The organism is Stenotrophomonas sp. Ker107b, assembly GCF_053847245.1.
Genome location: NZ_JBSPHX010000002.1, coordinates 802,902 through 817,617, shown reverse-complemented (window position 1 = coordinate 817,617; position 14,716 = coordinate 802,902). Strand labels below are relative to the sequence as shown.

Genomic DNA, 14,716 nt, shown 5'->3' with positions numbered 1-14,716 from the left:
AGCGGGCACGCTGTCATACGTGCCCGGAAACTCAATGGCCCGCCGGAAGGATCAACGCTCTCCGCGCACCCCAGCCAGGGGATCGCCACAATGCGAGGTGGCGTCGCGATGACGCTGCTGCGCGCACTCACGCGCCCCCCTGCCATCGGCATCCACCTGCGACACTCCGCCGCCGCCTTGCCCGCCAAACCGCACCTGCACGCCGATGCTGTTGCTGCGCAGGCTGTTGCGACCCTGCTCGTGACCGAGCAGCAGCGAGAACATCCAGCCGCTGTCCAGCTGCAGATCCACGCCAGCACCGATCGACAAGGCATCGTCGTTGTAGCTGCGCATCGCCAGGACGTAATCGCTCGCGTTCGGGCGCTGCACATAGTTCATCGTGGCTTCGCTGCGGTTCTCCAGCGCCTTGCGATACTCCACGTTCCAATGCGGACGCCAGCTGACGCGCTTGCCCTGGAAGGCATGGTTGCCCTCGATGCCCAGCGCGACACTGCTGTTGTCGATGTCCTGACGACCGTAGCTCAGATCGAACGCATCCAGACCATGCTCGCGATAGCCATCCAGTCTCGCGCGGTGCCCATCGTAGCGGCCATAGCTGGTCAGCGTGGTGCCGCGGGCACTGCGATGTTCGTAACCAAACGTAAGTGAGCCGAACCACTGGTCGCCCTGGCGTGAGCCATGCGCCGACGCGCCGACCAACTCATTCCAGCGATTGACATCGAAATCCAGCCGACCGCTGGCCAGCATGCCGTCGAAGAACACGTGTTGGCCCGCGCGCCACAGGCCGTAGACGGCCAGCGAACGCTGGTCCGCATCGGTGCTGGACGGACTCTTGTTGAAGTCGGTGTCCTGTCGCCCCCAGCTGCCTGCAAGTCCCAGCAGCACGTTCTCGCCGATGGCCCGATCCGCACCAACCGTGATTCCGCCGGTGTTGAAGTCGAATCCACCGCTGCCGCGCCCGGCCTTGCCGAAGGTCGCCGTACCGGCTGCCCATGCACCCCAGCCCTCGGGCAGGCGCGGAAGACCGTTGACCATGCTGTCGGCTGCTCGGTTCAGCGGTACCGAGATACCCGGCACACCAAGGCCGCCTGCGTAGGCCAGGGCGATGTTGAAGCTGGAGGCATTGCTGCCGACCCGCACCTGGCGCAGGCGGTCGCGGATGTTGCCCTGCTGCACCTGGGCAAAGCGGATGCTGGCATCGGCCTGCGCCTGCAGGGTGCCGACAACCTGCGCATCGGCAGTCGGATCAGGACGCGCCGCCACGACCAGCCGGAGCTCGATCGACGCCGCTGCGTAACTGCCGCTTGCCGCCTGTGTCGCGGTCAGCACTGTACTGCCCTCACCCATCACGGTCACCCTGCGGCCGTTGACCGTGGCGACGGCGGTGTTGGAGCTGCTGAAGGTGAACACACCGGGGCTGGTGCTCTGCGGCGCGGCCAGCTCGAAGTCCGATTCGCCATACACCTTGTTCAGATCGTCCTGCCAGGTGATCACCGGGGTGGCCATGCTGATGTTCACCTCCAGCTGCAGCTGGGTTGCGGCGGCACGCAATGCGTCGCCGGCCTGATTGGCGGTCAGCACGCAGCGACCGGCCGATACCATCGTCACCGTGTCGCTCTGCACAGCGCACACCGAAGGGGTCGTGCTGGCAAACACGATGGGATTGCCGGAGTCACCGCCGGTGGCGGCGACACGGAAGCTGCCGCCCACGCTATAGACGGGATCTGCCGGTGTTGCGGTGAAGCCGGTGATGGTCTGTACGGCCGCCGCCACCACGAACCGGTAACTCCGCTGACCGCTGAAGCCATTGGCGTCGGTCACTTCCACGTCGAAATCGAAGGTACCGGCGGACGTAGCTTCACCGGAGATGTCCCCGGATTCGGCGAGCAGCAGCCCTGGCGGCAGGCTGCCAGACCGCAGCGCAAAGCGGTAGGGTGCTGTCCCGCCACTGGCGGTCAGGCGCTGCCGATAGTCCTGCCCGCCATCGGCGGGCGGCAGCTGCGGCTGGTCCAGCATCAGGGTCGGCGCATCCACCACTAGGGTATAGCTGCGGCTCGCGGTGAACGGACCCGTGCCGGTGCTGCTGTCCGTCACCAACACCGTAAAGCTGAAGGAGCCTGCTCCGTTGGGGGTACCGAACAGCTCGCCGCCGGGCGACAACTGCACGCCGGCCGGCAACGCGCCACCGGAAACCGCATAAACGTACGGACCGGTACCGCCGCTGGCCGACAGGACGTGACGGTAGGCATTGCTGGCCGTGATGGACGCCAGCGAAGCAGGGTCCAGCGACAGCGTCGGTGCGGACACCGTGATATCTACCGCAGCCGCTGCGGAGGTGGTGTAGGCATCGCTGGCGCGGTAGGTGAAGCTGTCCGGACCTGCATAGCCCATGGCCGGCACGTACTCGATATCCATGCCGTTGACCGTCGCCGTGCCATGGCTGGGGGCGGTGACCACCGCGACAGCGGTCGGTGTACCTGTGATCGGCAGCGTGATCGTGGTTGCCACCGCACCGTAGGCAACGGTGGCCGTGGCAGGACCTGCAACCAGGGCCGGGGCCGGTGTAACTGCATTGGAGGCCGCTGAAGCCGAACCCGTACCGGTGCTGTTGGTGGCGGTCACGGTGAAGGTGTAAGTGACACCCGGCGTCAGGCCGTTGAAACTCAGCGGCGAGCCGCTCCCCGCGACGGTGGCACCGCCAGGCATCGCGGTGGCGGTGTATCCACTGACCGGCGCGCCTCCAGTGTTGCCGGGTGCGGTGAATGTCACGCTTACCTGGCCGGCGCCGATGACCGTCGCGGTGCCGATGTCCGGCGCGGAGGGGACAACTGCATTGACCGTAAACGTTCGGGTGACCTGGGCCGCCGGCAGATAGCTGCCATTGCCGGCCTGGTCGGCATGCAGGGTGCAGGTACCTGCACCCACGAAGGTCAGCATGCCGCCGGTAGTAATCGTGCACACCCCGGTCGTGGACGAAGTGAACGTCGGGGTCAGTCCGGAATCCGCCGTGGCGGTCAAGGTCGGCGTTGTGCCGAAGTTCTGCGTTCCCGGGTTGTTGAACGTGATGAGCTGCGCGGCCTTGGGGGTTAGCGCGCTGGACGCCGTCGAGGACGGACCCGCGCCGGCGGCATTGTCTGCCGTGACCGTAAAGGTATACGCGACCCCGTTGGTCAACCCGGTAACCACCATTGGCGAGCTCGCTCCATTCACAGGGGCGACATCGGCCGGACTGACGGTGACCGTGTAGCCGGTGATGCTGGCGCCGCCGGTGAACACAGGCGGCACGAACGCGATGCTGACCTGGGTATCACCGGCAGTGGCCGACGGAGCGGGAGGGGCGCCCGGCACAACCGGAGCGACAGTGAATGACTGACCTGCCTGGGGCGCAGCCAGATAGCGGCCATCGCCGCCTTGGTCGGCGTTGATGGTGCAGGTGCCTGCGGAAAGGAACGTCAGCGCGCCGCCGGACGTGATCGTACAAACTCCGGTGGTGGCGGATACGAAGCTGACCGGATAGCCGGCGCCAGCGCTGGAGGTGGCGGTCAGCGTCGGCGTGGTGCCGAAGTTCTGCGTGCCGGGGTTGTTGAAGGTGATGGTCTGCGGCGATGCAGGCATCACACTGTTGGACGCCGCCGATGCGTCACCTGTTCCCGCTGCGTTGCTCGCGGTGACGGTGAAGGTGTACGCCACGCCGTTGGTCAAGCCGGTCAAGGTGACTGGTGAGCCGGCGCCGGTCGCAGTGACCCCGCCCGGGTTGGCTGTCACCGTGTACACGGTGATGGCGCTGCCACCCGTAAAGGACGGTGACGTGAACGTGACCGTGGCCTGGGTGTTGCCGGCGGTGGCCGTGCCGATGGTCGGCGCACCTGGCACCACCGCATTGACGGTGAAGGTCTGCGTCACCGTGGTAGCCGCATTCCATGCGGGACTACCCGCCTGATCGGCATCGATCGTGCACACGCCGGCACTGACGAAGGTCAGCGTGCCCCCCGAGCTGACCGTGCACACCCCGCCAGTGGACGAACTGAACACAGGAACGAGTCCCGAAGTTGCCGTCGCCGAGAGCGATGGCGAGGTGCCCATGGTCTGAGTGCCCGGATTGCCGAACGTGATGGACTGGTTGCCCTTCGGTGTCACCGCGTTGGTCGCGCCGGAGGCTGCGCCAGTGCCAGTTGCGTTGATCGCCTTCACGTCGAACGTGTAGGTGGTGCCGTTGGTGAGGCCTGTGACCACGATCGGTGACGTGGTGGATCCGTTGCCACCGGCGGTGGTACCGCCCGGGCTCGCGGTCACCAGATAGCCGGTGATCGCCGAGCCGCCATCATCGGCCGGCGCGGTGAATGCCACGGATACCTGGGCATCGCCAGGCGTTGCTGCGCCGATGACCGGAGCACCGGGTGCGGCAGGCATTGCCACGGTGTGGGTCACACCCGAAGAATAAGCAGCAACACCGGTGTTGCCCGCTGCATCGGCAATGTCCGTCGCGCCGTTGAGATTCACCTTGAGCGTGCCCGAGCCGGTGATGCTGCCAACATTGACGTTGACCGATGTTCCGGAACTTGCCGACACACTCACGATAGTGCCGCTGGCACTGCCCGTGCCGACGAGTGTGAAATCGTCCGTGGACACATTCGATACCGTTTCATCGAAGGTCACCGTGAATGCCATCGCCGCGTCGCTTGCGGCAGGGGAACCCATCGGTGCGCTGCTGTTGACCGAAGCAATGCGGTTGTCGACCGTCGCGTTGCTGGTATCGGCCGTGGTAGTGGTGTTGCCGGCATTGTCCGTCGCGGTTACGGTGACATTCCGGTTGATCACACCATTGATGGCGCCACCGACGATCGTATAGGTTGCCATCCAGACGCCGCTGCTGTTGACGGCGGTGACAGCGGCGCCGCCACCGAACTGGCTGAAGTTCACGCTGACCGTGCTGATCGTATCGCTGTTGTTATCCCCGCCCGCCATGTTGTTCCAGACGGCAGTGACGGTGTCGCCGAGTTTGTAGGCACCACCAGTTCCCGACGCACCGCTGATGTTGATGTTCGCATTGGTCAACGTCGGGGCGATGGTGTCCACCGTGGCATTGGTGGTGTCGGCACGGGTGGTGCTGCCACCGCCATTGGTCGCGGTCACGCTGACGTTGCGGTTGGCGGCATCGATGAAACCGGCCGTGAGGGTGTACGTCGCCGTCCAGATGCCGGCGCTGTTGATGGCTACGATGGCCGAACCACCGCCGAACTGGCTGAAGTCGACGGTCACCGCGCTCACGCCGGCATTGTTGTCGCCGCTCGCGCTGTTGTTCCACGTCGCGGTGAGGATATCGCCGATCTTGTATGCGCCGCCGGTACCGGTCCCGCCACTGATGCTGATGCGTGCGTCGCTGATGGTCGGGGGTGCCGGCGCCTGGCAGGTCACCGTTGCGGTGAAAGTGCCGCCGCCCGTGCCCGACCACAGGTACACCTGGTAGTCGCTGAAATCGGCTGGCACGGTGTGCGTGGCGTTGAGATTCAACTCATTGTTCTGCGCCGCGTAGTTTTCACCCACGTCGGTAACATTGTTTCCCTGCCATAGGGTGAAGCCACCGCCTCCCGCTCCAGCGGTCGCATTGGTACTGCCCGAGGACGTCACTGTGTAGTGGATTCGCTCGCCTTGGGCGACCTGATAGTCCGCTTGATAATCGTCAATACCGCCGCTGACCGTGATGCCGTTCCCCCAGTAGTTTTGAATCGCCTGGCAGCCACTGGACAGCGCCGCCATCGCAGGCGCGGTTGCAGCAAAGCCGCAGAACGCTGCGGCGAACAGGGTGAGGCGACGCAGAGTGCGACGCTGTTGGGATTTGGGACACACACCAGCGGCCCGGCAGGCAGACACGATCAACGACACACGACACCCCTTGTTGCCTTGTAGTGCCTTTCCGCGGAAAGGCCGAAAACAGCACAACCGCCCCGGGAGTCCCCCAAGAGCGATTGCCCGCCTGGATAGTTGTGATCCTTCCCCTACCGCTGCCCGGTTCCTTCCAGGCAGGTCACGCGCTGCAATCTTTGTTCCACCCGTGACCGCCACGAACTACACAGCGGTCGCCGAGCCGGCCATCCCACCGGCCGATCGGGCACGCGCTTTGCGCGCCATGCGGAGATATCGGCCACGTTGCCTGAACCTGTAGCGTCGTGCCGATGCTGTCTGGGGGAATGCGTGGCTAACCAGCCCCACGTGTCTGCGCAGCGGCGCCCGAGGCCGCGCAGGCTGCTGTGCGGCTCAGCATAGTTGGTGGCAGACCGGCCATCATAGATGGTGGCCGGTCTTTACCTAGGACCAACTCGAAGGGCCTCGAAGGTGCCGGGCGCCTAAGTCAGAGCGCCTGTGAGCATCCCAACCGAATCAATTAAACCGGATCGTGCATCAAAACCAACCAGCTGCAATCCTTCCAATTTGCCCGGACAATTGATTATTTTTTTTCTTTAATATCAGCTGCTTGCGAACAGAAAGCGCGCGCCTTACTGTAGGCCTACCTGACCCAAGCCCTACGCCTCCCATGGCCGCTATTTCGGCGCTACGACAAGACCTTCTCACACGCTACGGCGCTCTTCTTACCTCAGAAGAAGTCGCGCGCGTGCTCAGGTTTAAGAGCAAAGATGCGCTGATGAAGGCACGCAGAAGGGATGCGTTACCAATAGCACTCTTCAGCATTCCGGGTCGAAAGGGTCTCTTCGCCACCTCGGCTGACGTTGCGTCATGGGTGGAGAGTCTTGGCGCCAGTCATCCCGCAGCAGAGGAGACAGCGACCGAGGAGACCAAGCAATGACATAGCCACTGAAAAATCATTGGCTAAAAAAGGAAATGCCCCGGCAGCAACCGAGGCATTTCTGGGAACAGCACTTCTCGCGAAGCTGGTCCAACTTTAGCCCCCAACGCATCAGGCCGCAAGTCTCGTCTCCCACGGGCCTGCTTCACCGTGCCTGATCCCAAGAACCCTTACAGCTAGCTGCTGTGGGCGGGGGTGTTATGAAGTTCACTGAAGAAGACCGGAAGGCTTATGCAGCTAATCATCAGCTGACATCTGCCGCGGCCGAGTATGTCGAGAGATCGAGCATCGGAGTAGGCCGGAACATTGGTACCGCCCCGAATCGGCCATCCTTTCTCGTGGAGTTTCCGTCGTTCAAGATGGGCTGCACGATGAATCTGGAGAGTGGCCATGAATACGGTTACGCCGTAGAGCTAGAGCGCGACAAAGACGTCATAGCCTATTACGAGCAGCCTCCAAGGGTGGAGCTCCTGCGTGATACCCCGAAGGGGAAACGCCCGTATCCCTACACGCCTGACTTCATTGTGCTGGGCAAGACAGGGCTACTCATCGTACAGGTCAAGGAAAGCTCCAAGCTGGAAGAGTTGGTGAAGACCAGCCTTTCCTGGACGAAATGTGACAACAACTATGTTGACCTGGCCGCTCGAGACCTCTTCGCGTCGATCGGCATCCGCCATGTAGTCATCCCATCCAGCAGGATTTGCAAGCAATTTACCCAGAATCTTCTCACGCTCCGTATGGTCGAGTTGGCAGAGGCAGATCCCGCAACAGAGCGGGCTGCCCTCGCCCACGTTCTTCAGAGAAGAGTGGTGACGATGTCCGAGGTCTTGCAGAAGATGAACACTCAAGATTGCACATCACTATTGCGACTTGTTGCGGATGGAAGGATCTTTGCCGATCTCTCCAAACACTCGCTAAGCAGTCCCTCCACTTGTTTGCTCGCAGCGTCACCAGAGCTTTTGAGCACTGAGCTAGTCGAGGAGATCGAGCGCTCAAGGCACGTAGTTCCTTCTAGCGAAGATACGGTGAGCAGAGACCTTGTACCAAGCAGCTCGCACCTAGTGAGGGGACTCGCAAATCTGAACTTCCTTAAGGGCGAGATCCGCACACGAAGTGAGAAGGAGCACGCAAGACGGCTCCGACTTCGACGTGCAGATGGCGAATCACAGGGAAAATCTGCAATCGCGGCGTTGACACCCCGTTACGCATCAAGCGGAAACAGGACACTCAAGCGGCCAGCGTCAGTTCTGCAGTTTGCTCGCGAGGAACTCAAGCGTTGCCTAGAAGGAGATAGTAACCCTGGTCCGCTTTCGGTGTACCGCCGCTACCAGGTTCACGCGGAACTTCACCATCCGGCTTACCGTCCTGTCGGAAAGACAACGGCCCGGAAGATCATTGCCGAGCTTGAACAGGAAACGGCTGAATCCAGAGGTGGCAAACGCCTAGCGAATTCAACGTCATCGCCATCCTCGGTAGAAGTGAGAGCGCTGAAAGCCATGCGCCCCTTCGAGCTCGCTCAATGTGACCACTATCTAGCAGACATCGAAGTGGTAGTCGGGAGAGCCAACGGCAAGACTTACACCGCGCGTCCGTGGATCACGGTCCTCATCGACTGCCACACCCAATGTGTCCTCGCATTCGGGATGTCACTACGAGCACCCAATAAAGGCACTAGCTCACAAGTGCTGCGCGACTGTGCACGCAGGCACGGACGTCTTCCCGAAACCATCATCAGCGACAACGGATCAGACTTCACATCTGTTCACTACTCGATAATGGCGGCGCAGCTGAACATCACGATCATGTTTCGGCCACCTGGAAACGGAAGGTACGGGGGTGAGGTCGAGCGGTTCTTCGGCAAAGCGAAAACGTTCTGGCTAGACCTCCTTCCAGGAAGCATCAAGACGATACGCTTCTCTCGATCCATATCCTCACACCAACAACCGTCGGCCAAGGCAGAGCTTAGTTTGGTAGATCTTTGGCACGAGATGGAAGCATTCAGTGAGTGGGTCGGGAGGCGTCCAGCAGGCGACAGCAGCGAATGCCCTGAGGCAAAGATGCTAAGTGGGCTACGACAATTTCCGTTTAGCGGGATAAAAGCTCAGGTCGATCTCACTTTCTTGGTAAAGACTGCATTGAATCAGAAGCCCTTGAAGGTCTCGGGAAACACCGGAATCCATGCTGGCGACCTTCACATGTGGCACGACGCCCTCGCAGCTTTTGCGGGGAGAAGCGTGCCTACTCGGATCGACGGCCAGGACCCACGAATCCTCTATGCACTGCTCGACAATCAGTGGGTTGTTTGCAAAGCATACGCTGCGCTCCAAGCAGGGCAGCAATCACATGCCGAAGCGATGGCGTATGCGGTGTGGGCGAGAGATGGTTCATCACTGAGAGAGTTGATGAAGGCTGACTCCGATAGGCAGCTCATTACCGAGATTGAAAGACGCGAGATGTCTCGTAAAGCACCCCCTGCGAGAGAGCCCAAAGAACCTCAACTGGCGACAGATCGTCCGACTAGCTGTCCCCCACCTCTTGGAAGCTTCAAGGCGATTAGCACTGAGCCAATGTCCGTCGAGGATTGGTAGTGGCTGAGCAAGAGAAATCTCTGGCCGAGCAGATTGACCTCGTCATCGCGAAGCGTCTTGGACACAGAATCTACGATGAGACACGACGCTATCTGGAAGCAGCTCGGACCGCAGTGTTGACCGAGGAGGTAGTGATTCTTGTCGGACCGCCCAGGGTTGGCAAGTCTAGTGTTAGCCGACAAGTCTTTGGAGCCCACTCCAAGCAGACCCCTGATGAGCAGGATCATATGCACTCTGTTTACGTCCCGGCTGGAAACGATTCAACAGCAGGGGCCTTCTCAACGAAGGCTTTCCTAAGCGCTTGCCTGAACTCGATCCGCCATCCGCTGTTGAGCACCGACGTCGCTGCACGTGAGGGTCGACTCGGCGACTCTTTTCTTAGCCGAACCACAGAGGGTGCGATGCGTTCGGCGTTCGAGAGATGCCTCGTGGCGAGGCGTACGCAGTTCCTGGTCATAGACGAAGCCCACCATGTGATGAACGCGAAAGGTGGGGAGAGGTCCGCCGGTGCCATCTTGGATTCATTCAAGGTGCTGGCCGCCAGGACAGGAGTTCGCCTTGTTCTCGTGGGTTCCTACGATCTTCTGACCGCGGTCAACTTGGCTCCTCATCTGATCGGCCGATCTCAAACCATCGAATTCCCCCGCTACCGGGAGTCAGAGAGGGACATGGTCGAATGGTCAAGGATAGTGCGCCACTACTCGAGCCTCATCCATGAAGACGCGCATGCAATGGACGAGTACATCGAGGAACTTCATGACGGCTCATGGGGCTGCATAGGTGCGCTTTCACGATGGATCCGGAATGCCCTAGCTTCCTGCCGATCTGAAGGCCGCTCGATACCCGGACAGGGTGATTGGGCTCGGACCAGGCAGCTTAGCTCAGCGCTTGCCGCCGTTAACTCTGAGATTCGGCGTGGCGAACTCCACTTTTCAACAAATAGGGAGATCGCCATGCCCGAAGCAGCGCCGACATTAGCAGTGCGAGCGAGCAAGAAACCAGCTCCATTCAAGAGGAAAACACGCCGCAATGAGATCTGATGACGAGACCACTCCACGCCTACTTCCTTTGGAAATCATCGGAAAGAACACTGGCGATGTCGAGGCACTGCACTCATACGTGCTCCGGCTTGCACGTCTACACAGTGTCACTCCTTCCTACCTCTTCGAGGTGATTGCAAGAAGGGCAGGCCGACACTCGGAGCTTCGTCCTGGAGACAGGATAACGGCAGTGGTAGGCCCGCAGCTGGACAGACCGCGCCCAGTGGAACACTCGGTCGTTCCGCTTCTCACAACAATGGCATCGGAGTGCGAGATTTCTCTGAAGAACTCAACCTTCATGTTCCTATCCAAAGCGCTAAGTCGGACCGTGAATTGCTATTCCCGGTTCAGCAAATGGTGTCCTGGGTGCGTCGCCGATCAGTCTTTAGAGGGCGTCCCGGTTCACCACAAGCTTGTGTGGTCCTTCTCAGCCGTCAAAGCCTGCCACGTCCACCGAATGGGGCTCACCAGTCGGTGCTTAGAGTGCAGCGCGAGGCCGCTTGGGGGCCCAGCGTATGCTGATTCATGTCGCGCCTGCGGGACACGCTTTGATCAGGTTCATCCTTCTGCGCGCGTAGCAGTTGCCCATGAGGAGTACGCGCTGGATCTAGTCGAACTAGTCGATAGCTCAATGTTCCGGACTGGTGACTATCAAGTGGGAGCGATCAAGAGCTTCATCCATCGACTCGTCTGCTACGTCTGGCTTGAGAAAAGAGAGCGCTACCGGTTCGAAGGGCTGCCACGTCATGAGTTCATGACATACCTACGTCGAGAGCAGCCGCCAACCCTCTCCATGGTCAGACGAACGTCAGCTCGCCTCGGACTCCCGATCGATAGCCTCCTACATCCATGGAGTCCTCACACGAGAGACTTCTTTCTCCCCGAGCGTGCTCTGCCTTCGTTCTGATTCAACCTCATGCTCAACCTGGGTGAGTGACCCAAGGTTGTGTAGGCAATCATCTTCGCGTGCTCGCAGTAGTCTTCCCAGAACTCACGCGACAGATAGCACCCTGGCAATGCAGCCATGCGGCCCGCAACTTGCAGCCACACCAGCTGCAACGTTGCGTCTTTGAGACGTCCAACGGTAGACTTTCAACTAAGGAAAATACGTGATTTTCGCGCTAGTAACATCCCTTAGAGCAGTGTCAATCGCTGCCTCACTCCGACATCGCGTCATGTTTCCCACTACCCATTCAGGCGACCAGATGATGAACAACCTGACGCTCTTTCAACAGATGAGCATCGTTGCCGGCGTAATCGTGCTCTTAATTGTCTCGCTTACGGCGGCAGCGGTTTGGCTTGCTCATCGCCAGAACAACAGGGACTGATGCTCTCTCCAGACATCATGGGTGTAGCACCCTTCGCATAGCAGCCGCTCCCCCGCCACTCAGCCACTCACTGACTGCTTCGCGCCAAGGGCTGCTTTCGGCCAAGAGCTGATATCTGGCCGACCGATCATTAGAAGCCGTTACATGGAATGCTTCATTGGCCTGCGATTGCCCCCAGTAGCTGGTGCCTTCAACCCTACGGTGGTGGTCAGATAAGACTACCTTTTGACTGAGTGATACTCGTCCCCATCCGGCTGCCCCGATCAGGGCTCGCTTAGTGCGACAAGCTTGCGGAAGCGGTCCTACAGGAACTCGATGAACTGCGGGGTCTCCGCCAGTAGCAGGCGTGTTTCGGTCATCGCATAGATTGTGATGAGCCAGGTCAGTCCCTCAGTACTGGCACCAACGTTCCATCGTTGACCTCTGCCTCCACGATCAGAGGCGGGACCAGAAGCAGGCGCGCGCCCAGTGTTGCCATCCGACGAATCTTACTCACGCTGTTCATCGCGAACCTGCTGCATACGGTCTGGAGCCGCGCTCCTGCCGGTGCAGCTCAAAGGAGGCTTAGAACAACTCGCGCTTGCCGCCAAAGGTGTCATACAGGCTGCTCGTGCTCAGCCCGATAGCAAGCAGCGGATCCGCCATGGAGCTGGGCTCATACCCCTTGCTCCAGAAGGCCTGCATAGCCTGCGGAAGCGCTAGTTGGGCACGAAACTCCCGGGGGCGGGTCATTGGCAGCCAGGCAGTGGAGACAGACCGTCCGAGTGCCTATTCTGGTCCATTCGGTCCAGAGCAGTCCAAGCCTCCCTTCGGGCGGGCCCTTGGTCGCAATGCCTTGCTGGCCGGTAATTTTGCTATAATCGGCCCCAATGAGAGGCTTGGCAGCCATTTACCACCACTGGTGGAACAATGTGTTGATGATGAATTAACACATGCCACCTTCATGGGGATTAGGATATGCCTCACGGATGTCCCGAACCGGTTAGAGGGGCATTGGCCGCCACGAAAGTGGTCCCACCCAGAGTGGTTAAGAGATTCCGGCCCGCTTCATCGCTCTGACAAATGCCCGCCTCAAGCGGGCATTTTGTTTTCTAGGACTTGATCAGGATGTCGATGATGCTGGTCTTCTCTGCCTTGGCGATGGTCGCGTCCAGATCCTCGCGGTGATAAGCGCTCTCGACGAAGAGTCTCACATCGGCACCGCCAGTGAATCGCCGCTCTGCCCGGAAGTACATCACGTAGTGCCCAGACGGATAATCCCGTTTGACGGCAAAGTAGTTCTCCCTGCGCGTCGGGTAGCAGTTGCGCTCGTCCAAGTGTTGGATCAGCCGCGGCAGCTCCTTGCTGGCCTGCCAGCGTAACGGACAGAACACGCGAGGATCTTTGGGCCGAGCCGCCCAGTGATAAAGGTGCTGTGGATCGAAACCCTCCACCTTATCGGGGTCTTGGGAAAAGCAATGATGGGAGTACTCCACCCGGACCACGATGCTTAGCGCCGGCCGATCCTCACGGGCGTCGGCCTTGAAAGTGGTGTAAGCGGGGTGCAGGTGCTTCATCGAGTAGGTGATGCCGTCCTGGGCATGGTCAACCCACACCACGTTTTTGCTATGAGTTGCCATACGCGCGCTCTCTAATCCTTTGCCATATGCTGAGATGGACTGGGCTGGCTCATGCCTTGCCTTTGATTGCCTTGGTGGACTTCGTAGCTCTGTCAGACTTCGCGACTTTCTTGCTGCTTGTAGGTCTGGTGGACTTGGCGCCTGTAGAGGTCGTAGTGCCCTTGAGAGCGACGCTGGCCTTCTCCGCATTCGGCCCGCCCCTCCTCTGCAGAGCATCATTGCGCTCCCTGTTGTCCTTACGCGCCTTGGTGTACTCAGGCTCCAGCGCACGCACCTTGGTGATTAGCCCGTCCAAGTTGTAGATGTTGCTGGTGTGGTCACCGGCGCCCGTCTTGCGCATTACGCGCTGGATGTACCCAAACCTCTCCAATGCCGCAATATTCGTCTGAATAGTTTTTTCTGACAGATTCATCCTCTCGGCCAATTCCCTCTTGGCAGGAAACGGCCGGCGATCCTTAAAGTGCCAGTACCCCAACAGCTGGATGCAGATCATTGCCTGGGTACAGTTCAAGCCCAGTCGCTTCTGCGACTGCAGGAAGATCGACGGGATTGCGGCATAACCATAGCCAATCACCGCTTTCCCCCAAATCGCTTCATGCGACGGGATGTTCTTCTTTTCTTTGGCATCGGCCGATGGGGCCAGGCTAGCCGCCTTCTTCTTGTTCGTCGATTCAGGCGCAGCCAGCGCCTTCTTGGTCTTTTTCTTCGGAGTGGTCATATCAGTCACCGTTTGCGTGGAGCAACGTTAGGCCACAGCCACAGCCGGATCAATGGTATTCGCCATGAGGGGTGGGGAGATCCCTCTACCCACCAGAATATAGGTGATTGGTCTGCTTCCCGGATTGGGGTGATTCGATTTATCGGTACTTCTGTGGATGGTTTTGACATCCACGTGGGTCGACATTCCTACCCACAGGTGAGGCCGTTAAACTACCCACCTTCACGCACCTCAAGACACTCGTCCCCTGCGCCTGCCTAGGTCTTGGGTAGATTGACCCAGCCGCACTGATGCTGCTGCCCCAACGGCGGCGCCATGAGTCTTCCTATTGCCGCATTGCGCCAGTACTGGAACTGTGCCTCGCCACGAACGGCCAAATCCTGGCCAGATCAGGGCCCAAAACTCGACTGCAGCTCCGCCGGGTCAGTGCATTCAAGTCTATCCCGTGGCATCACTAATCCAGCTGCAGCCGTCTTTGGCTCATGGGGTTTGAGATGATGGATCGAGCCAAAGCCCCCCGGCGATCCACACGCGCGCTACTGCGTCCACCTGTTCTGCAAAGGCTGACTTGTCTTATGCTCCGTTCACTGCAAACAGCGTCGCAGATAGTGGCCCAGATGT

General features: G+C 60.1%; 7 protein-coding genes. 3 read left to right on the top strand and 4 right to left on the bottom strand.

The features are described 5' to 3' along the window. Positions 1-51: 51 nt before the first annotated feature. Entirely contained in the window at positions 52-5,847 is a 5,796-nt protein-coding gene (locus ACWV8V_RS13480) for an autotransporter domain-containing protein (RefSeq protein WP_455899959.1), read from the bottom strand. A 1,155-nt stretch (positions 5,848-7,002) separates the two neighbouring features. Here ACWV8V_RS13480 and ACWV8V_RS13475 point away from each other — a divergent pair. From ACWV8V_RS13475 to ACWV8V_RS13465, 3 genes are read left to right on the top strand one after another with little or no spacing between them, the layout of a single operon-like run. Beyond that, entirely contained in the window at positions 7,003-9,390 is a 2,388-nt protein-coding gene (locus ACWV8V_RS13475; RefSeq protein WP_455899958.1) for a TnsA endonuclease N-terminal domain-containing protein, read from the top strand. Then, the gene (locus ACWV8V_RS13470) at positions 9,390-10,430 is read left to right on the top strand and encodes an ATP-binding protein (RefSeq protein WP_455899957.1); all 1,041 of its coding nucleotides are present in this window, start codon (positions 9,390-9,392) and stop codon (positions 10,428-10,430) included. The genes ACWV8V_RS13475 and ACWV8V_RS13470 overlap by 1 nt, the downstream gene beginning before the upstream one ends. After that, entirely contained in the window at positions 10,420-11,337 is a 918-nt protein-coding gene (locus ACWV8V_RS13465; RefSeq protein WP_455899956.1) for a TniQ family protein, read from the top strand. The genes ACWV8V_RS13470 and ACWV8V_RS13465 overlap by 11 nt, the downstream gene beginning before the upstream one ends. 985 nt (positions 11,338-12,322) lie before the next feature. Here the strand turns inward: ACWV8V_RS13465 and ACWV8V_RS13460 are convergent. From ACWV8V_RS13460 to ACWV8V_RS13450, 3 genes are all read right to left on the bottom strand, one after another. Continuing rightward, positions 12,323-12,442, bottom strand: a complete 120-nt coding sequence (locus tag ACWV8V_RS13460) for a TetR family transcriptional regulator (RefSeq protein WP_455900125.1) — start codon at positions 12,440-12,442, stop codon at positions 12,323-12,325. A gap of 407 nt (positions 12,443-12,849) precedes the next feature. Continuing rightward, complete coding sequence (locus ACWV8V_RS13455; protein ID WP_455899955.1) at positions 12,850-13,377, bottom strand: hypothetical protein; 528 nt, start codon at positions 13,375-13,377, stop codon at positions 12,850-12,852. Positions 13,378-13,426: 49 nt separating this feature from the next. Then, entirely contained in the window at positions 13,427-14,095 is a 669-nt protein-coding gene (locus ACWV8V_RS13450) for a helix-turn-helix domain-containing protein (RefSeq protein ID WP_455899954.1), read from the bottom strand. Positions 14,096-14,716: the final 621 nt, after the last annotated feature.

What these genes read in the sequence shown, in the direction of transcription:
- ACWV8V_RS13460 (WP_455900125.1), bottom strand. Translation starts at nt 12,442, where the DNA reads ATGCAGGCCTTCTGGAGCAAGGGGTATGAGCCCAGCTCCATGGCGGAT.
- ACWV8V_RS13465 (WP_455899956.1), top strand. Translation starts at nt 10,420, where the DNA reads ATGAGATCTGATGACGAGACCACTCCACGCCTACTTCCTTTGGAAATC.
- ACWV8V_RS13475 (WP_455899958.1), top strand. Translation starts at nt 7,003, where the DNA reads ATGAAGTTCACTGAAGAAGACCGGAAGGCTTATGCAGCTAATCATCAG.
- ACWV8V_RS13455 (WP_455899955.1), bottom strand. Translation starts at nt 13,377, where the DNA reads ATGGCAACTCATAGCAAAAACGTGGTGTGGGTTGACCATGCCCAGGAC.
- ACWV8V_RS13450 (WP_455899954.1), bottom strand. Translation starts at nt 14,095, where the DNA reads ATGACCACTCCGAAGAAAAAGACCAAGAAGGCGCTGGCTGCGCCTGAA.